General features: G+C 52.1%; 20 protein-coding genes. 2 read left to right on the top strand and 18 right to left on the bottom strand.

What is annotated here, in order from left to right:
- Positions 1 to 9: 9 nt before the first annotated feature.
- The gene (locus BQ7364_RS02235) at positions 10 to 930 is read right to left on the bottom strand and encodes a 1-phosphofructokinase family hexose kinase (protein ID WP_072683199.1); all 921 of its coding nucleotides are present in this window, start codon (positions 928 to 930) and stop codon (positions 10 to 12) included.
- 192 nt (positions 931 to 1,122) lie between these two features.
- Here BQ7364_RS02235 and BQ7364_RS02230 point away from each other — a divergent pair, with 192 nt between their 5' ends.
- Positions 1,123 to 1,878 (top strand): DeoR/GlpR family DNA-binding transcription regulator, encoded by a 756-nt coding sequence (locus tag BQ7364_RS02230; protein WP_072683289.1) that lies wholly within the window; start codon positions 1,123 to 1,125, stop codon positions 1,876 to 1,878.
- Between the two features lie 82 nt (positions 1,879 to 1,960).
- On the opposite strand, the gene BQ7364_RS02225 is transcribed toward BQ7364_RS02230, so the two are convergent.
- From BQ7364_RS02225 to BQ7364_RS02145, 17 genes are all read right to left on the bottom strand, one after another.
- The gene (locus tag BQ7364_RS02225; RefSeq protein WP_072683198.1) at positions 1,961 to 2,656 is read right to left on the bottom strand and encodes an MBL fold metallo-hydrolase; all 696 of its coding nucleotides are present in this window, start codon (positions 2,654 to 2,656) and stop codon (positions 1,961 to 1,963) included.
- A 554-nt stretch (positions 2,657 to 3,210) separates the two neighbouring features.
- On the bottom strand, positions 3,211 to 4,035 hold the full coding sequence (locus BQ7364_RS02220) for an SDR family NAD(P)-dependent oxidoreductase (RefSeq protein WP_229100688.1): 825 nt from the start codon (positions 4,033 to 4,035) through the stop codon (positions 3,211 to 3,213).
- Between the two features lie 142 nt (positions 4,036 to 4,177).
- Positions 4,178 to 4,870: an ABC transporter ATP-binding protein gene (locus BQ7364_RS02215; RefSeq protein ID WP_072683197.1), complete on the bottom strand. Its 693-nt coding sequence runs from the start codon at positions 4,868 to 4,870 to the stop codon at positions 4,178 to 4,180.
- Positions 4,871 to 4,883: 13 nt separating this feature from the next.
- On the bottom strand, positions 4,884 to 6,425 hold the full coding sequence (locus BQ7364_RS02210; RefSeq protein WP_072683196.1) for an ABC transporter permease: 1,542 nt from the start codon (positions 6,423 to 6,425) through the stop codon (positions 4,884 to 4,886).
- Positions 6,426 to 6,591: 166 nt separating this feature from the next.
- Entirely contained in the window at positions 6,592 to 7,815 is a 1,224-nt protein-coding gene (locus BQ7364_RS02205; RefSeq protein ID WP_072683195.1) for a sensor histidine kinase, read from the bottom strand.
- Positions 7,802 to 8,488, bottom strand: coding sequence for a response regulator transcription factor (locus BQ7364_RS02200; protein WP_072683194.1), 687 nt, complete (start codon positions 8,486 to 8,488; stop codon positions 7,802 to 7,804). Before BQ7364_RS02200 ends, BQ7364_RS02205 begins: the two co-directional genes overlap by 14 nt.
- Before the next feature lie 89 nt (positions 8,489 to 8,577).
- Positions 8,578 to 9,498 carry a magnesium transporter CorA family protein gene (locus tag BQ7364_RS02195; RefSeq protein ID WP_072683193.1) on the bottom strand — a complete coding sequence of 307 codons (921 nt, stop codon included), beginning with the start codon at positions 9,496 to 9,498 and terminating at the stop codon, positions 8,578 to 8,580.
- Between the two features lie 239 nt (positions 9,499 to 9,737).
- Positions 9,738 to 10,733, bottom strand: coding sequence for an NADH:flavin oxidoreductase (locus BQ7364_RS02190; RefSeq protein ID WP_072683192.1), 996 nt, complete (start codon positions 10,731 to 10,733; stop codon positions 9,738 to 9,740).
- Between the two features lie 237 nt (positions 10,734 to 10,970).
- Positions 10,971 to 11,552 carry a hypothetical protein gene (locus BQ7364_RS02185; protein ID WP_072683191.1) on the bottom strand — a complete coding sequence of 194 codons (582 nt, stop codon included), beginning with the start codon at positions 11,550 to 11,552 and terminating at the stop codon, positions 10,971 to 10,973.
- 494 nt (positions 11,553 to 12,046) lie between these two features.
- Positions 12,047 to 12,427 (bottom strand): hypothetical protein, encoded by a 381-nt coding sequence (locus tag BQ7364_RS02180; protein WP_072683190.1) that lies wholly within the window; start codon positions 12,425 to 12,427, stop codon positions 12,047 to 12,049.
- Between the two features lie 77 nt (positions 12,428 to 12,504).
- Complete coding sequence (gene prmC, locus BQ7364_RS02175) at positions 12,505 to 13,359, bottom strand: peptide chain release factor N(5)-glutamine methyltransferase (protein WP_072683189.1); 855 nt, start codon at positions 13,357 to 13,359, stop codon at positions 12,505 to 12,507.
- Positions 13,352 to 14,431, bottom strand: coding sequence for a peptide chain release factor 1 (prfA, locus tag BQ7364_RS02170; protein WP_072683188.1), 1,080 nt, complete (start codon positions 14,429 to 14,431; stop codon positions 13,352 to 13,354). Before prfA ends, prmC begins: the two co-directional genes overlap by 8 nt.
- 12 nt (positions 14,432 to 14,443) lie before the next feature.
- The gene (locus tag BQ7364_RS02165; protein ID WP_072683187.1) at positions 14,444 to 15,820 is read right to left on the bottom strand and encodes an MATE family efflux transporter; all 1,377 of its coding nucleotides are present in this window, start codon (positions 15,818 to 15,820) and stop codon (positions 14,444 to 14,446) included.
- The gene (locus BQ7364_RS02160; protein WP_039864017.1) at positions 15,813 to 16,418 is read right to left on the bottom strand and encodes a thymidine kinase; all 606 of its coding nucleotides are present in this window, start codon (positions 16,416 to 16,418) and stop codon (positions 15,813 to 15,815) included. The genes BQ7364_RS02165 and BQ7364_RS02160 overlap by 8 nt, the downstream gene beginning before the upstream one ends.
- A 97-nt stretch (positions 16,419 to 16,515) precedes the next feature.
- Complete coding sequence (locus tag BQ7364_RS02155; protein WP_072683186.1) at positions 16,516 to 17,028, bottom strand: DMP19 family protein; 513 nt, start codon at positions 17,026 to 17,028, stop codon at positions 16,516 to 16,518.
- 106 nt (positions 17,029 to 17,134) lie between these two features.
- Positions 17,135 to 17,341: a 50S ribosomal protein L31 gene (rpmE, locus tag BQ7364_RS02150; RefSeq protein ID WP_072683185.1), complete on the bottom strand. Its 207-nt coding sequence runs from the start codon at positions 17,339 to 17,341 to the stop codon at positions 17,135 to 17,137.
- Positions 17,342 to 17,741: 400 nt separating this feature from the next.
- Complete coding sequence (locus BQ7364_RS02145) at positions 17,742 to 19,193, bottom strand: glycoside hydrolase family 1 protein (RefSeq protein WP_072683184.1); 1,452 nt, start codon at positions 19,191 to 19,193, stop codon at positions 17,742 to 17,744.
- Positions 19,194 to 19,365: 172 nt separating this feature from the next.
- On the opposite strand from BQ7364_RS02145, the gene BQ7364_RS02140 reads away from it, so the two are divergent.
- Complete coding sequence (locus tag BQ7364_RS02140) at positions 19,366 to 19,740, top strand: RidA family protein (protein ID WP_072683183.1); 375 nt, start codon at positions 19,366 to 19,368, stop codon at positions 19,738 to 19,740.
- The last annotated feature ends 13 nt before the right edge of the window (positions 19,741 to 19,753 follow it).

Here is a 19,753-nt window from a genome sequence, read left to right as displayed (position 1 = left end):
GCAGCTGGATTAGAGCTTGTGAACGTGCATGCGGTGAAGTCCTTGAGCGATCTGGCCGGCGCTCACTTCATCATGGGTCATCGCGACGCTGCTTCCTGCCGCCCCGGCCCAGGCCAGTGCTTCCGCTTTGGACCGACCTTCGGATAACCGGCCGACAAACGCCGCCAGCATCGCGTCGCCGGAACCGACCTGATTGATCGCCGCGACAGGCTCCTGGCTCAGTCGGTAAATCCCGTCAGAGGCTGCCAACAGAGCGCCCTCTGCCCCCAACGAAACAAGAATGTTGCCGACGCCGCTTTCGCGCAGCTTCGCGGCCGCTTGCGGCAGTTCGTCAAGCGTCAGGTCAGGCTGTCCGGTCAGCAGTTTGAACTCGTAGAAGTTGGGTTTGATCAAATCCGGCCGGCACCGTTGGATTAACTGGGGGGACAACGCTTCCATGTCGATGACCAGTCTGGCCTGCCGCTGATGCACTTTCGCGCACAGCCCAGTCAGAAAATCCGCATCCAACCCGCGCATCATATTGCCGCACACCAGCACCCAGTCGTCCGGTCCTGCCGCTTCCAGCAAGTCTAAGAGCGTCTGCCGGACAGAAGCTCCGGCTTCCGGCCCGCGGGCGTTGACGCACAGCGTGCCTGGCCCATGATACAGCTTGACGTTGATCCGGTTCATGCCCTCGACCGGCACCCGCGTCAGATTGATCCGCGGATACGACCGCAGTGCCTGTTCAATATAATCGCCGGTGAAGCCGCCGAGCAGCGCGATTGCCCGCGACGGGATTTGCAGCTTATCCAGCATCATCGAAACATTCAAACCCTTGCCGCCAACCTTCAGCTGTTCACCAGTCGTGCGGTTCACCTCGATGTCCAGCAGCGGTTCGTTCACCGTCAGCGTGTAGTCGATCGAAGGATTCAGCGTGAGTGTAATAATCATCGTAGTATACCTCCCTGCGTTTTCAATGTAAGCGATATCAGCGCTGATTTCAAGCATATTTTGATCGTTTTTGAAAACAATCACTGCCATTTGCAGAATCAATCATTATTTTTGATTGAATCATGAATTATTTCGATCAAATTTGATCATGGAACACGAATGAATGTTATAATGATTCCGGAGGCGAAAACGATGATAAAACAACAACGCTGGGCGGCCATCATCGACCTGTGCCGCGAAAACACCGCGATCAGCGTCGGTGAGCTGGTTTCGCTGCTGCGTGTTTCCGAGGCGACGGTGCGCCGTGATCTGCAGCAGATGGAGGATCTCAACATGGTCAGCCGGTATCATGGCGGCGTCCGGCTCAACGACGGCCAGTCCGAAGAACCGCCGATGCTGATCAAATCCGAAACCAATATTTCAAGCAAGAATCAGGTCGCGCGTCTGGCCGCAAGCATGATTAAAGACAATCAGATGATCTACGTCGACGCCGGCAGTTCCACCTATGAAATGTTGAATTATGTGCGCGCGAAAAACATCACGGTCGTCACGATCGGTTTGCCGCATATCGCGAAGCTCAAGCGCAGCTTGACGCACACGATCTTATTGGGCGGCACGATCCGCTGGACGACCGAAGCGGTGACCGGCAATCTCACGCTGCGCCAGCTGGACGATCTGTTTTTTGACATCGCGTTCCTCGGTGTTAACGGCATCCATGAGAAGGTCGGCTTCACGACGACCAATGAACAGGAGGCGGACGTCAAGGCGAAAGTCATCGCCCATTCCAGCTCGACGTTCGTTCTGGCAGACGGCTCCAAGTTCAATAAGCTCTATCCGGTGAAATTCTCCCGGCTGGATCAGGCCGTGATCCTCAGCGATGAGATTCCGGACTTCGACCGCTCACAAATCCGCTACCAGCTGACAAATGGCGAAAGTAAGCTGGATTAGTCCGACAAGACAAAAAAAGACGGTCTCTCTCTGGCCTTTCCGGCAATCGCCGCCGAAATCTCAGAAAGACAGCCGTCTTTTTCTATTCTTGAATTGAAGCTGGATAATAAATTGCCGCGCCCTGATGACGATATTCCTGAATATCGCCCGCAAAACGCTCGGCCGGCACCCCGTGAATCTCACCGCGTTCCACCCATTCGCACAGCGCGATCAACTCATTGATCCTCGTTGGCGGGACCTCCACTGGTCCATGTGAGCCGTAGATCACATCGAGCTGGCCCGCGATGGCCGCCAATTTCCGCAGGCTGCATAAATACGCCGGCAGACTCCGGCCCTCGCCAAACAGAAACGTCGTCGCATTCGTCACGCTGTCGCCGCTGATCAAAAACCGTTTTTCTTTTTCCCACAAGGCGATGCTGCCGGGCGTATGGCCAGGAATCAGCACGACCTCAAAATGATACGGCTCAAAATCAAGCGAATCCCCCTCCTGTACGGCGGCAAACCGGTTCTGAATTTTCTGTTTCCGCGCCAGCCGGGCCATTTCGGCAGGATGAAGCAGGATTTCTTCAAACTCGCCGCAGGCCGCCGTGTGATCAGGATCACTGTGCGTCAACAGAAACGTCAGCTTCTGAGATGTCTGCTTTTCCACAAATTTTCGCAGACCTGTTTCCACCCCGCCGTCGATCACCAGCGCTCCTGTTTCTCCTTCAATCAGAAAACAACGGACATATCCTTCTTCTACACTCATCAGATGATCTTGTATGTGCTTGATTTCCATAGACATTTCCTCCGAATTCTTCGATATCCACACTTCGTTCTGGATTAACTTTAGTTTCTGCCAGATTGGGGAAATTTTCAAGCTTTTCCTGACTGGACTTTCCATCAAATTTACTTTTAAAAGAAAAACAGAAAAAACCTGCCGAGGGGAGCGGCAGGTGCTTTCGAAAGGCCGGAGGGGAAGCCGGCCTTCCAATTTGTTTTTATAGTTTAAGAGGGGGGAAAATTATTTTATGAAAAGGGAACTTATTTTTTATGCTTTCTCAGCTGATTATTCGTCTGGATACCTCCTTCCTTGTATGCTTGTATTATAAACAAACATTATGGGATTCGTATCAAAAACGGGTGAAGGTTCCGTGAACTTCCTGAAGACTTTCTTAAGCTGACGAATTTGTTTCACATTTCGTAATGATTCTGCCTCGGATCCCAATTCAATTTCAATCCTGAGCTTCAAGTGATCACGCCGTCTGACGATTCTTTTCCTTCATTCCCAAAGGACAAAAAAGAAAACGGAAGATGTCTCCCGTTCTCCTGGTTGGTTATCAGATTTCAGGCTTAATAGACGGTGAAACCGCCGTCGGCGACGACGATCGAACCGGTGATGTGACGCGCTTCATCGGAAGCGAAGTACAGGATCGTCGACGCCTGTTCTTCCGAAGTCGCGTTGCGGCCCTGCAGGGTCTGGGTCTTGCCGGCGATCATGGAATTCTTCATGAATTCGGAAGGATCAATGCCCTGCGCCTTCAATTCGGCGATCTTGGCATAGATCTTTTCCTTGGCCGCTTCAGTCAGCGGCGTATCGGTGCCGGCCGGGCAGACCGCGTTGCAGATGATGTTGTTTTTGGCATAGTCCATCGCTGTGGATTTCGTCAGACCGACGACGCCGTGCTTGCTTGCGACATAAGCCGGTCCCGCCGGGGTTGCGCGGATTCCTGCGACAGAAGCCGTGTTGACGATCGCGCCGCCATTTTCATTTTTCAGCATATATTTGATTTCTTCCCGGATGCAATAGAACATCGCGTTCAGATTGGCATTGACCACGCTGAACCAGTCGTCATCCGTCAGATCTTCGATCTTCTTGGAATCGCCGACGATGCCCGCGTTGTTGATCGCGATATCCAGCCGTCCGTAAATTTCAACGGTCCTGGCATACAGATTGATAATATCCTCTTTTCTGGTAACGTCGCATTGAATGAATACCGCCTCGCCGCCCGCTTCGCGGATTTCCTTTTCAATCGCTTCGCCGCGCGCCTGATTTCGTCCGGCGATGACGACCTTCGCGCCTTCCGCGCCCGCTCTTAAACATACGGCTTTGCCGATTCCCGAGGTACCGCCGGTTACGACCATGACCTTGCCGGCAAATCGATCTTGAATCATCATGAATTGTTCCTCCTTTTAACTACATCTATTATACCTCGGCAGGATTTGAAAGGCCATAATTTTGTTACTTTTTTCACATTTCAAGCTGGCGGTGCTTTATTCGTTGTAATATTGAACAATCTTTGCTCCGCATTCCCGGTTCTCAGACCCCTGCCGCCTCCGCCTCCGGCGGCAGCCGATGCAGCTGCCCATCTTCCAGCAGCACCCGCTCATCGCTGAAACGGGAAACGGTTTCCGAGTGCGTAACGACGATGACGGTCTTGCCGAAGTCTTCCGCCAGAAGGCGGAAGATCCGGATGATTTCCTGTTCGGTCGCTGTGTCGAGATTGCCGGTCGGTTCATCCGCAAAGATCAGATCGACATTGGCTGCCAGCGCCCGCGCGATCGCAATCCGCTGCTGCTCGCCGCCGGACAGTTTGGAAATCGGACGCTCCGCCTTGGAGCGTACAATTCCCACCTTTTCAAGCAGCGCGTAAGCAATTTCCCGGCGGTTTTCGGGCACGGCGTTATCCGTTTCCGTCATGGCCAGCTCGACGTTTTCAATACCGGTCAGGTAGTTGATCAGATTGTACTGCTGGAACACGATGCCAATCTGATTGCGGCGGTAATGATAGAGCCGATTGGGAGTGATCTGTTCATCCTTGTACCAGATCTCGCCGCTTTCAGCGCTGTCTAAGCCGGCCAGGATCGAAAGCAGCGTCGTCTTGCCGCTGCCGGAAGGTCCCAGAATAGTGTAAAACCGTCCTTCCTCAAACGTATACGAGCAATCCCGCAGGATGCTGCGGCGATTCGCGCCGTCGGTGTAGCCATAATTTAAGTTTACTAATTTTAACATGCGGTTGTCCTTTCTAATTCTGACTCATCAGGATCTTCTTCGGATTGAAACGGAGCACCATCATCGACGGTATCAGGGTACTGATGAAGACCACGCCAACGCCTAAAACAAAGATCTGAATCAAAATGCCTGCATCCACACCGGCGTGATAGCTGGCCGTCACCTCTTCCTGGCTGACTTCGTTAAACAAGGAATCCGAAGATGAATACGTGAAGACGCCCGGCTCGCTTGTCTGGTTTTCCTGCACCTGCATCGCCAGCGCTTTCTCGCCGACGCTTCCGGCAAGCATCGACCCCGTCGCGGAGGCCAGCGCAAAGCCGATCATCGCCGTGATCAACAGCTCCGTAAACAGCTGCCCGACAATCTTGACTTTGGACACGCCGAGGGAAAGCAAGACCCCGATCTCCGTTTCCCGCGTCTTCAACGTCAATGCGCTGACTAGGGAAATAATCACCACCGCGTTGATCAGAACGACCGCCACGATCAGATCGGAGAACACCGTCAAGGTGTCAAGCGGCTTCGACAAACGCTGGTACATCTCATCGTTGGCATCCATGATCAGATATTCGTCAAGATTCTGATTATACTGGTCGCGGAAGGCATCGACCTCCAGCGGATCGTTCAGCACAAACACGGCGCTGGACGGGTTATAGTCTTCCAGCCTGGCTTCGGCCACTTTCGGGTTGGCTTGATGGAACAGCGCCATCAGCGCGATGTCGTGCTGTGCGTACAATGGCAGCGGCATCAGCACCTGATTGGCCGGATGGGAATATTCGCTGGCCCATTGCAGCTCCTCGCTGCTCAGCTCCTCCGCGCTGTCCAAAATCCCGACGATCTCCAGTTCGAGGACGTTGTCGTTGGCAGTATCGGCCACAGCGTTGATCTCGTCGTCAGAATACAGCTTGATCCGGATGAAATCGCCGACCGACAGATTATTCGCTTCCGCCAGCCGCTTGTCGATCACGGCGACCGGACTTCCGTTATCTATTTCTTCCTGCGTAATCATCCGGCCCTGGGCCAGTTTCCACGTTTCGTCCGCCAGCTTGTTCAGCTGCGGCGAAAGCAGTCCCAGCAGCGTCATGTTGGGCTGTTGGTTCGTCGCCTGCCCGCTGCCGGACATCGTTTCCGAAACGACGACTGAGGTGGAAAACATCCCGTCGTCCTCCTCGTCCTCCGTCTTCTGCGGCCGCTGGATCTCCACCGGCGCAAACCCGTCCGCATAGCCCAACGTGGAGCGCGTCCAGTCCGCGGATTTAACGCGGGAATCGGCTAACATTCTTCTCACCAGCTCCGGATCCGGTTTCGGATAGGCAAAGGTTTTGCGTTCCTCCGAATCCAGACTCATATATTTTTCATACCAGGCGTCAAAGTCCATCGTAAACTCGACGACCGGATTCATTTTGCGGCGCGTTTCAATCTTGGCTTCCGCCGCGGCCGCGCTGATCGAAAAGCCGACGACCACAAAGTTGGCGATCAGAAAAAACGTCAGAGTAAGAAGCAGTGATTTTGTCTTGCTGCGGGATAAGTGCCGCAGCGCACGCTGAATGAAATTCATAGTGTATTTCCTTTCTACGGGCGCAAGGAAAACAACTTTCCTCAAAAGTCCGTTTTGATTTCAATTCAATGATGCAGTACAGCTCAAATGCGAAAGAGACGCTTCGGATCATCAAGCTCAGAAATTCCGATTTCGGAAGCGCTCTGTCTGTCCAGAGTCCGCTTGATTAACCTTTCGGAAGCAGAATCTGAATCTGGAATTCGCCGTCTTTCCAGACTGCCTGAATCGTTCCGCCCAGCCGGGTCACAATTTCCTGCGTGATCGCCAGGCCCAGACCGCTGCCGCCCAGTTTGCGGCTGCGCGAGGCATCCAGCCGGTAAAACGGCTGAAACAGCTGGGCGCACTGACTTTCGCTGATCGGCTGTGACGGATTGGCGATCAGGATTTGAAGCTGATCTTCCCGCTTGCTTAAATCGATCCGGATCGTGCTGTGTTCCGGGGTGTATTTCACAGCGTTTTCCACGCAGTTATACAGACAGCGAAGCAGCAGCGTCGGATCGGTATCCAGACAAGGATAAGCTTCGGCCAGCTGGACACTCAGCTGTTTCTGTCGAATCCGCGGATCCAGCTCCTCGATAATCGTGCAAAAGCAATCGTGAACGGAACAGCGCTGACGCTGCTCGATCACCTGCGCGCTGTTGAGCTGAAGCAGATTTTCGGCCAGTCGATTCAGCCGGCGGATGTTGCGCTGGGTCACTTCCAGCACCTCGGCCGCTTCCTCGGCGGTGTATTCTTCTTCCTGCCGCAGGGAGTCGAGATTGACCTGAATCGAGGCCAGCGGTGTTTTCAGCTCATGCGCTGCATCGGCAGTAAAGCGTTTCTGCCGTTCGAAGGCTTCGTCCAGCCGGCTGATCATCTGGTTGAGCGAATGGCTCAGTTCCGCGACCTCGCGGATGCCGTTTTCTTCCAGCCGGACCGACAGCTGATCTTCGTCCAGCGTACTGATCGAGGTCGACAACTGACGCAGCGGACGTGTCAGGCGGGAAACGGTCAGATAAATGCCCAACGTGCCCAACAGAATGATCGCCGTCATCAAACCGACAACCTGAATCTGAATCTGATCGTTGGCCGCGGTTGTGATCGCCACCATGCTTTGTTCCACCTGCTCAGGAAGATTTACGTTGTAAAAATCCGCAAGATTGGAATTGATGACAATTTGATCAACCTTGATCTCCTCACGGCCGCTGTTTGCGGTTGGGGCGGGCTGCAGGTTGTATGCTTCTTTAACCGAAACGGCATAATCAGTTATCACGGTCGTCGCCTGCCTGGCTACCCCGATCAATTCGTGGGAACTGAACATCATGGAGGAAAGGGTAAGCAGCACACAGGCCGCGGTCAGAATCGCCGTGCACAGCAGCGTAATCTTGACCTGTAAACTAAGCTTTTTCATCCGGATTCTCCTTCAGGCAATACCCTAGCCCGCGCTGACATTCGATCCAGTCTTCCCCACTGGCCGAGGCCAGCTTGCGGCGCAGGGAAGACAGGTGAACTTTAAAGGCGTTGGAAAACAGATCTTCGTCTTCGCCCCAAACCTGGCAGATAATCGTTTCCGCGCTCAGCCGCTTGCCGTCGTGCAGCGCCAGCGTTTCCAGAATCTGCGTTTCCCTGGCGGTCAGCCTCAGCCGCTGATCCCGCACATACACCTGATGACTGCCGGTGTCGATCCGCAATGAACCGCGGCAGACAACGGCGTCCTGGCGCACAAAACGGCGTCCGGTCAGATTGCGGATGCGCGCGAGCAGTTCCTCGAAGTGAAACGGTTTGACCAGGTAATCATCTGCGCCCAGGTCAAGCCCCCTCACCTTGTCCGCCACCGTCCCGCGGGCCGATAAAATGAGAATCTTCTGCTGCGGCTTCTCCGCGCGCAGCCGGCGAAGCAGATCCAGTCCGTCCAATCCCGGCAGATTCAAATCGAGCAGGACGCAGCCGTAATCCTCAGCCAGCGCCAGATCCAGCCCTTCCCGACCCTCGCCGGTCCAGTCGACCTCGTAGCCGTTTTTCCGCAGCCCGCGCTTCAGCCCCAGCGCCAGATCTTCCTCATCTTCCACAATCAACAGTTTCATGCGGTTCTCCTTTCACTCTCCGGACATCTACGATTATAACTATTCGCAGGTTAAGCTAAAGTTAAGAAAGCAGAGTCTGCGAACAGACTCTACCCTTTTTTGTGTTTTAACAGAACGATCACCAGACTGACGACCGCCGCGCTCAATCCGATCACATAGAGATAGCCATAGCGCCATTTCAATTCCGGCATCGCCGTAAAGTTCATACCATACCAGCCGGCGATCAGCGACAAAGGCAGGCAGATCGTCGTGACTAACGACAGCGTCTTCATCGACTTGTTCAGCTGATAGTCCAGCTGGGCCTGATAGGATTGCTGCGTCTGGGTCAGGCGGTCGCGCAGCAGCTGCACATTGTCGCGATAGCGGAGGATTCGATCGTTTAACAGTGTGAAGCTGCGCAGCTCGTCCTCGGCGAACAAGTCGTTGCTGTTTTCTTCCAGATGATCGTTGATGTTGATCAGCTGATCATAATAGCGGTTCAGCGTCAGCAGCTCTTTGCCCAACTGGAGAGTCTGCTGCCGAAAGTGCGGCGCTCTGGCGTCGAACACTTCTTTTTCCAACGTGTCGATCCGTGTTTCCAGATCTTCATGAATATCCGGATCCTGTATCAGAATCTCCCGAAAGAAGCCGGTGACCAACCGCGGCAGCGTCGCTTTCTTTGGCTGCAGCGACTGAAGCATGCGATTGACGGCTTCGCCGGTGCTGTCGTCTTCGTCGAACAGATCGACGACTAAAAAACAGTTTTTTACAATCAACAGGCCGATCTTATCCCGTTGTCCCAGAATCTGACCGGGATTGATCAGATGCAGCACGCACCAGAAGGCATTCTCGCTGACGCTGACGGCGTTGCGCATCAGGGATTCCCTTTCCGTGGGGATCGGCAGATGCAGTCCGGCCTGTCGGGCCAGCGCTTGCAGCTGTTCTTCACTGATAAAGCCGACGGTCAGATGTTCACAGGGGTAGTTCAAATTTTCTGTTTGACGACAGGTTTCTGTAATTTCAACAAGCATAACCACATCTCCCTTTTTCCTGGGCGCCGTTGATTTCCGAGGCCCGTTTGCTATCATTATACAACGAAAGTTGTTCATACCGATCGTGCGTTTTTTCAGCCGGCCTGATCTGAAACGGAAAAGAAATTTCCGCAGTCAAAAATTTCGGCGCGGACAAGAAAAAGATTTTTCCAATTCTGTACTTTGCGGACAAAGGATGGAAAAATCTTACGAATTAAGCGGTTAAGAACTTCATGGTTTTATAAGAAAGCGGAGATTGCCTTTTTTGCCCAGCCGGAATCCTTGAGGATCGCCCGGCCGACGCCGATCAGATCGGCCTTCCTGCTTTGCAAGAGCGCCTCCGCGGCCGAGACTTCCGTGATTCCGCCCGTCAGCAGCACGGGAATCGAAACCGACTGTTTTATCGCGGCGGAATAGTCCTGAAAATAGCCTTGTTCGCTGTGGCCCGGACGAACATAACCGCCTAAGCCGCCGGTGATGTCGATCAGATCAACGCCGGCTTTTTCAAATGCCGCGCATGCGGATATTGCGTCTGCCAGCGTACTTCCGTTTTCAAGCCCCTCGCACGCGCCTAACCGCAGTGCCAGCGGATACTCCGCACCAACCTGACTGCGGATCGCTTCGATGATCTGACAATGCAGGCGAATCCGGTTTTCCAGCGAGCCTCCGTAGTCGTCCGTTCTCCGGTTGGTCAGCGGCGAATAAAACTGGTTGAGCAGATAGCCGTGGGCCGAGTGGATTTCCACGCCGTCAAAGCCGGCGGCCTGGGCCCGGCGGGCAGCTTCCTTAAAATCAGCGATCACTTTTTCAAGATCCTGCGCTGTCATGGCTTTGGGCAGGCATTCGTCTTTCGCCTTGGGATGTTTGACCACGCTGGGCGCTAACGGGACATAGCCGGTAACTTCTTCTTTCGCCGCGCTTCCGGCATGATTGAGCTGAGCGAATACCGGCGAACCGTTAGCGTGAATCGCCGCTGTCAATTCGCGCAATCCCACGATATCCTCATCGCTGGAAATCGACGTCTGGTTTGCGCTGGCCTGCCCTTCCGCCGAAATAAAGCTGTGTTCCATGATGATCAAGCCCAGTGCGCCGCCTGCGGATTTTTCCTGATAGTAGTGAATCAATTCCGGCGTAACCTTGCCGTTTTCCGCCTTGGACGTCGCCATCGGCGGCATGACCAGCCGGTTTTTTAAGCGCAAATGCCCCACTTGAACGGGTGAAGTCAGTAAAATCATTTCGATTCCTCCTTTAGAACCTGATGAGAAAGTTATACCATAAAATTCCTTAATGTTAAGTCTTTCGCTCAAAACAGAAAACGGATATTTTTGATTTCCGCCTTTCAAACCGAATAAAACAAATCCGCCGGTCTATTCCCAGCGGATGACTTGTTCATCTTCAACAGCGTGAACCGATAACCAGCGGATTCATTTTGAACGTCGGTCAGTTCCATTTGTTCTATCCTCAATCCAACGTCAGAAAGACCACTCTTGCTTGGTATCACAAGCCGGATAATTTCGATAATTTGAGAAATCTTCGGAATCTCCTAAGTAGTACAATGTATTTTCTTCAATCATAAAATAACCGGAGAACACTTCCCCTTCAGTAACAAAGTCATTGTAGGACTCAGGACCATCAAACCCATAGCGCTTCGGACTGGCATAGCTCACAGAAAATTTATAAATATGATCGCCTGATGACCGATATTCACCATCCAGCCATTTATCATATTCGGTTTCCATTCGGCTTGTTATGTGAAGTCGGGCAAAATCATTTTCTGAAGGATACAAAATGAAAACGAGACTGTCTCTTAAAAAAACGGATTCACCTTCAGGCAGACTGAAACGATCGTCAATCTTATTTTCTTTCCATTGATGACATACGAAGACGGCATTTCCAGCTTTAGGATTTTCTTCAAAATAAGTATCTCCGCTGACAGTATCGGGAGTGCTGGATATCATCGGTTCAGGATCCACTGTGGATCGAGGATTCTCCTGCACTTCAGCGGCGCAGCCATAACAGAGCAGGAGTAAGACGATCAAACCTGTTTTTTTCATTCTGTCCTCTACCTTCGTTTGAGTTTTACTTCTCTTTCTTCATACCGCGTTCCTGGATACCGCTTGTTGTGATTCATAACACACTTTACGTCATGCTTCCATTGTAAACGAAAAGTTCTTCCAGACAATCCTTGCGGATTCTATTTAATCATAGTAACTCTCTTCCTTAAAGCCATAAAAAAACGGAAGAAACGACCTCAGTCCCTGTTCCTTCCTACTCTATGAGCCTATTTATCATATCTTGAAAAATCAAGTTTGTAAATCCCCTTGCGATCAACTTTAACCTGAAGAGAAAATCATCCTATTTTCCAATTCTGAAAAATATTCATTTTTGGAAAATAGATTCGTTAAATGTGTTTACCGTCGATTCATCTTTGGGCAATAGACCTCTCAATAAAATTGTTTTATTTCTTTTTAATCTTTTTAATAACGCGCTCATGTCTGCGCTTTCTTGAACACAAATGCGTTTAAGCTCCTCGATAAACCTGAATTGATTATTCATGTCCGAATAGTTCCGCTATCCAGGATTTCGGTTTCACCGGGCGTCCGCAGCTGAACGCATCGAAGCTGCCATGGATCAGGCTGCCTTTGCCGTCCCCCTGCGTGATCACCACGATATTATTCTGATATTCCGCACGGATGTCCTCGTTCACTTCAAATCGTTTGATATTCTGAGCGACGATCACCGGGCGGGACTCTGTGTCCACGCCGTCAGTTAACTCGGAGTACACTGCATAAATCTGATTTTTCAGGCCGGCTTCCTCATGAACACGGGAATCCGCCTGAATCTGAAATCGAACTTCTTCCGTTTCTCCAACGATCGTACAAAGAGAACAGAACAAACATAGACTCATCATTACCATCAGCTTCTTCATAAAAAACCCGCCCTTCCTGTTGCTTTCAGGATGGACGGATTTTCCATTTTTATACCAGGATCTTGCACAGCACAAGCTTACAGATTGAAGTAGACGAACAACATCCGGTCCTTGCCATTGATGTCCTTGACCACCTCGGCGCGCACATCGCCGAAGGTTTTTCTGACCTCCGCCAACAGCGCCGCTTTCTGATTCCAGCCAATTTCAAACGCCATCATCGCTCTGTCCTTCAGCACCTGCGGCGCGGCCGCAAAGACCTGACGGTAGAACTTCAAGCCATCTTCGCCGCCAAACAACGCGACATGCGGTTCATAATCCTTGACCGAAGCTTCCAGTGTTTCCTCCTGCGGAATGTACGGCGGATTGCAGATCAGAAGATCGACCTTCATTCCCGCGTCGATCACCGGCTGCGCCATATCGCCGATCAGAAACTTCACGTCGACGCCTAAGCTCGCGGCGTTCGCTTTCGCCACTTCCACTGCTTCCGCGCTGATGTCGGTAGCGCTCATGCGGATTTTCGGTTCTTCCTTGGCCAGCGACAGCGCGATCGCGCCGCTGCCGGTACCGATATCCACCGCGTCGATCGTTTCCACATCCGCGAAATATTCATCCAGATCCGCCAGGATATTCGCCACCAGCTCTTCCGTTTCCGGACGGGGGATCAGGACATTTTCATTGACCTTTAACCGATAGCCATAAAACCAGGAATAGCCCAGGACATACTGCATCGGTTCCTGTTTCAGAATCCGCTTCATCCCTGCCTGATATTGTTCGACCAGCTCCGCCGGCGCTTCGTCCTCATAATGCAGATACAGATCGTAGCTTTCCTTCTGGCTTAGCTCCAACAGAAATACCTGCGCCGTTTCCTGCGGAATCTGCGCCTGTTCCAATAACGGCAGCGCTTCGTGAATCAGCTCGCGGAAACTAGGCATTATTTTCGCCCGCCAGCTTCTGCCGCTGTTCTTCCGCCAGCAGCGCCGCAATCACGTCGTCCAGCTTCCCTTCCATAATCCGGTCCAGCTGGTTGATCGTAAAGCCGATCCGATGATCGGTCACGCGGTTCTGCGGATAGTTGTAAGTCCGGATCTTTTCCGAACGGTCGCCCGTTCCGATTTTCGCCCGCCGGACTGCGCCTTCTTCTTCCTCTTTCTGACGATTGAGTTCTTCAAAGACCCGCGCGCGGATTAAGCGCAGCGCGGTTTCACGGTTTTCATGCTGGGAACGGCCTTCCTGACAGTTGACTGTAATTCCAGTCGGCACATGCACGATCCGGACCGCAGAATCAGTCTTGTTGATATGCTGCCCGCCGGCGCCGGAAGCCCGGTGTGTTTCAAAAGTCAGATCCGCAGGATCGATCTCAATATCCGTTTCCTCCGCGTCCGGCAGCACCAGGACGGTCGCTGTCGACGTATGAATCCGCCCCTGAGTCTCCGTCTTCGGCACCCGCTGCACGCGATGCGCGCCGGATTCAAATTTCAGCTGACGGTACACCTCGTCGCCCTTGACCAGAAATGAAATCATGGAGAAGCCGCCAGCTTCCGATTCGCTCATTTCCAGCACCTGGATTTTCCAGCCCTGCGTTTCCGCATACCGTACATACATCCGATACAGATCGCCGGCGAAAATATTTCCTTCGTCGCCTCCGGCTGCGCCGCGGATTTCCACGATACAGTCGTGATCGTCGTTGGGATCCTTCGGGATCAGCAGCACTTCGATCTTCGCGATCAGCGCTTCTTTCTTGGGAAGCAGTTCTTCCAGCTCCATCTGCGCCATTTCCTTCAGCTCCGGATCATGTTCCTTCGCCATTTCCTCCGCCTGCTCGATATGCGAATTCAGGCCCTTTAATTCCTCGTAAGCCTCCACGGATTGTTTCAGCGAAGCCTGTTCCTTGCCCAGCTTCGCCAGCCGTTTCGGATCGGAAACAATTTCCGGAGACATCATTTCCTCGTTGATTTCATTGTAACGTTCTTCAATCGACTGAAGCCGTTTCATCATTGCATCCATTATTTACCCTCCTTATGCAGTTTTTACTTCCTGCGTTAAATCAATCAGCCACGCGCCCTTAAAGTAACGCTTTAAGCCGATGACCATGCGTACCAGCTGTTCCACCTGAATGATCAGGAAGACCAGCGCAATGCTTGTGAAATGCAAGCCTTCAACCAGAATGAAGGCCAGCGGCAGGCCGACGATCCACATGATTCCCGCATCCAGAAACGCCAGGAATTTGGAATCCCCGCCGGCCCGCAGCGCCGAGAACACCAGCACATTGAACATCCGCAGCGAGATCCGGATCGAGAAAATCCGGACGATCAGCACCGCTTCCTGCACGACGTTCTCGTTCTGCAAGCCAAACAGATCGACCATCGGATGAGCGAAGCCCAGAATCAACAGCGACGACACGGCCGACAGCACGACGGCCAGCGCCACAAACCAGTTTCCCTGCCGTTTTGCCAGCTCCAGATCGCCCTGCCCCAACGAAGCGCCCAGAATTGCACCGTTGGCGCTGTTTAAGCCCTGGACGATAAAGAAGAACATGTTGGAGATCTGATTGCCGACATAGTAAGCGTCCATCGCTTCGGTGCCCAAGCGCCCGAACGCGCGGATATATAAAGTATTGCCGAAACCGAAAAATAATTCATTCAGCACTAACGGATACGCCCGGCGTAAGATCGGCTGGACAAAGTCCGAGCTGAGCGCGAACATTTCCCGCGGCGTTCCGATGAACGACTGCTTCGATTTATAAGCGTAGACGATATGAATCACCAGACCCGTCGTCTGCGCGATCAGCGTCGCCAGCGCCGCGCCCTGCACCCCCATCTGCGGAAATCCGAAGTGTCCGAAGATCAGGCAGTAGTTCAGGACGATATTCACCGCCATGCTGACAAGGCCGATCAACATCGGCACATGCGTTTTCTGTATGCAACGGTAAGCGAACGAGAACATTGTGATCAGTGCCCCCGGCAGATAGGAGATCATCGCGATCATCAGATACTGCAGCGCGGATTCGATGACCGTCGGATCCGGAATGTAAAAGTGCATCAGCTGACGGCCGAAGAAAACCGAAGCCGCCATCCAGACCAGCGCGTTGATCAGGCTCAGGATCACGCCCAGACCGAACGCCTTTTTCTCACTTTTCAAATCCTGCTTGCCGAAGAACTGCGACATGAAGATCCCCGCGCCGCTGGCGACGCCGAAGCCCACCGTCATCATCAGATTTTCAATCTGGGCCGCAGTGCCGACGGCGGTCACCTGACCAATCCAGGAAACCATCATACTGTCGGCGATCCCCATCGCGCTGTTGAGCAGCTGCTGCAAGGCCAGCGGAACGGAAATCAGAAATACTTTTTTATAGAAATCTTTCGGTGCGATCCACTTTTTCAGCGCTTCAGTCATGGTCCAGCCCCAGATGGGACGGCTTGTTTTTAATCTGGTGGCAGTGCCGGCAGCGCGCTTCATAGCTTTCCGACGCGCCGACCAGAATGATCGGATCATCGTAATTGGCCGGTTCGCCATTGACTAAACGCTGCGTGCGGGTCGCCGGAGCACCGCAGATCGTACAGACGGCCGTCAGCTTCGTGACAAATTCCGCCTTGGTGATCAAAATCGGCATCACGCCGAACGGTTCGCCCTTGAAATCCATATCCAGGCCGGCCGCCATCACCCGCTTGCCTTTTTTCGCGTAGTAATCGCAGATTTCTATAATATCTTCATCGAAGAACTGAACCTCGTCGATCGCGATCACATCGACCGAATCGTCGACATAGTTCAGAATTTCCTTCGCTTCCCGGATCACGATGCTGTCGACTTCGCTTCCGGCATGGGAAACGACTTTGGTTTCGCTGTACCGGTTATCAATCGCCGGCTTAAACACCAGCACTTTTTTCTTCGCAAATTCCAGCACCTTGATACGCCGGATCAATTCTTCTGTTTTTCCCGCAAACATACACCCGGAAATGACTTCCACATATCCCGGGCGGTATTGATGATACATCATAATTCCGCTCCTCTTCTTCCGTCATGGTCTTTGTTTTATTTATCCTTTCCTATTGTACAGGAATTGATGTCTACTTTCCACCCTTGGACAACGGTTAAAAGCCGAAAGAATCAATATTTTCATGGATGACGCGAAGCAGCGTCTTCTGATACTCCGCCTGATGTTCCGGCGTATAAATCTCGCTTTCCAGATCATCATACAGCCCTTCCGCCACGTTTCCCGGATCCGCAGCGCTGCGCCGGATCGCTTCCTTCAGCGCCTCGGCATAGAAAGTTAGACCCCAGGCTTCAGCCGCTTCTTTGCCATAAATTAACATGTCCATGCCATGATTCGCCAACAGCTGAGGGACGCCGCCGCAGCCGATTTCCTCGTTGACGATCGGCAGGGTCAGAACATGCCGGTGAACATCCGGAATCTGCACGAGCAGTTCCGGTTCTTCCAGACCTTCGCGATAATAATGAAACAGCCAGTTGCTGACAGCTGTCAACAAGCGATTGTCCGTCATCCTTTTCAACTTTTTCTTCGTTACATTCCGATCCTTAATCATTAAAAACAACCCATAGATCAGTGCGAGGACAAACAGTGCCCCGCTGAACATCGCTAACATCAACGCTCCCCCTCATTCTTTTTAAAATCCCATCATTGAAAGAATCCCATGGCCCCCAAATCAGAAAAAAATAAGGGGCTTGCGCTCCTTATCCTTTTTCGCGTTGTTATTTCTTCAATCCGTACTTCTGATTGAACTTTTCGATCCGGCCCTGAGCCGCTGCGAAACGCTGTCTTCCTGTGAAGAACGGATGGCAGTTTGAGCAGGTATCGACGCGGATATCGTCTTTGACTGAACCCGTTTCAAACGTGTTGCCGCAAGTTGTGCAGGTGACTGTGACCTTATGGTAGTTTGGATGAATTCCTTTTTTCATAATTACTCTCCTTCCGCCTTGGACCCCTTGGCGTGTCCAAAGTAAGTGCTTATATATCTTAGCATAGCCCCATCGCAAAAGCAATCCTAAATTTCTTAATTTTCGCCTTGGTTAAGCGCTTTTCCTGACTTGGAAAGATTGGAATTTACGGCCGGAACTCCTTTTTTCAATCCTGTCTGAGAAATGGGGTTGAGAAGAAAGGAAAGATCTTCCAGACGCCTTTTTCTTCATCCTGCTTTTCCCTGAATGGTTTAATCCTGTCCTGACTTGCGATTTTTTTACTTTTCCTTGATTTCTTCACTAAAAACGAGCTTAAAACCCGGTATAATATCGTTAGAAAAGGAGCCTTTCCCCATGAATATTCATGGCGGAAAGACTCCTTTTCCATAGATAATGAAGCTTAATCCAGATCCTCGCCGTTGGTTTCAATGACCTTTTTATACCAGAAGAAGCTGTCCTTGCGGTACCGCTTCAGATCGCCGCGGCCTTCGTTGTCCTTATCGACATAGATGAATCCATAGCGCTTCTCCATCTCGCCGGTAGATACGCTGACCAGATCCATCGTCGACCATGGCGTATAGCCGATCAGCTCTACCCCGTCGTCGATCGCCAGCCGCATCTGCTCGATGTGCTGACGCAGATAGTCAATCCGGTAAGCATCATGAATCTTACCGTCCGCCGTCAGCGTGTCGCGGGCGCCCAGACCGTTTTCCGTTACCATGACCGGAATGCCATACCGATCATAAATATGGTTCAGCGTGTAGCGCAGTCCTTTCGGATCGATCTGCCAGTCCCACTCCGTCGCGGTTAAATACGGGTTCTTCGCCCCACCCATGACGTTGCCGGACACCTGCGCACTGGTCGGATCCGAGCTGATGCAGTTGGACATGTAATAGCTGAACGAATAGAAATCCACCGTGCCCTCGCGCAGCTCCTTTAAATCCTGTTGAGTGATCTCAAATTCAATCCCGTGGCGTTCAAAGTAACGCTTTATATAATAAGGATAAACACCCTTGACCTGCACGTCGCCGCTGAAGCAGTTGCGCATCAGGTCTTCCTGCTGGGTCATCAGCACGTCATCCGGATTGCACGTCAGCGGATACACCGTGATATGGCAGATCATCGTGCCGAACTGGAAATCCGGATTGATCGCTTTGCCCAGCTTCACCGCCCGGGCGCTGGCGACAAACTGATGATGCAGCGCGGCAAACCGCAGGTTCGGGTTATCGACCTGATCGGTGAAGAACTCCGTGCCTTCGTTGAGGATGCCGGCATGATTCCAGTTGCCCAGCTTGGTCGTCAGGCAGTTGATTTCATTAAACGGAATCCAGTATTTGACGACGTCTTTGTAACGCTCAAACAGAACCCGGCAGAAATTCAGATAATAGTCGATGCAGCGCCGGTCGGCCCAGCCGTTGCATTCCTGCGTCAGCGCGAACGGGTTTTCATTGTGATAGATCGTAACCAGCGGCTCGATCCCCGCCGCTTTCAGCTCGGCGAACACGCGGTCATAGAACGCCAGACCGGCTTCGTTGGGTTCACTTTCATTGCCGTTGGGGAAAATCCGCGTCCAGTTGACGGACATGCGGAAGATATTGAAGCCCATTTCCTTGCACAGCGCGATATCCTCTTGATAATGATGATAGAAATCGACAGCCTCATGACTTGGATAGAAGTAGCGGTCTTCGTCGATCACCGGGGTGATCCGGCGCGGTTCTTTATGCGTGCCGTTGGTCATGACGTCGGAAATACTGACGCCCTTGCCCTCGGCCTGCCAGGCCCCTTCGCATTGGTTGGCCGCCGAAGCGGCGCCCCAGAAGAAGTTTTCCGGAAAGCTTTTCAGTTGTTTCATTGGTTTACTCCTTTTCTTCAATTTACTGAACTAAATTTCATTTACATTTTCATTATAGAGCATGTAACCGGTTAAATCAATAAAAATAATTTCATTATTTGTTGTTGACTAAATTATTATTCAGTGATAATCTGAAAGTGTAAAAATTAATTTACCAAAAAGGGGGATTCAGATGAGAGAAAAGATTGCAACACCCAAAGCACCGGCAGCGATCGGGCCTTACGCCCAGGCTGTCCGACTGAACGATTTTTTATTCGCTTCCGGTCAGATTCCGGTTGATCCGGAAACCGGCGAGATCGCGGGCGACACGATTGAAAGCCAGGCCCGGCAGGTGATGAAAAACATTCAGGCAATTCTGGAAGCGGCGGACATGACCATCAGTGATGTTGTGAAAACGACATGCTTCTTGGCGGACATGAACGATTTCGCGGCGTTCAATCAGATCTATGGCGAAACCTTCACCCATTGCCCGGCTCGCTCCTGCGTCGCTGTGCGGGAGATTCCCAAGGGCGTCTTGTGTGAAGTCGAAATACTAGCGCATAAATAAGGAGGAAAACAGA

Source organism: Holdemania sp. Marseille-P2844 (genome assembly GCF_900120005.1).
Lineage (GTDB): Bacteria > Bacillota_I > Bacilli_A > Erysipelotrichales > Erysipelotrichaceae > Holdemania.
This window is presented reverse-complemented; position numbering and strand designations above follow the sequence as displayed.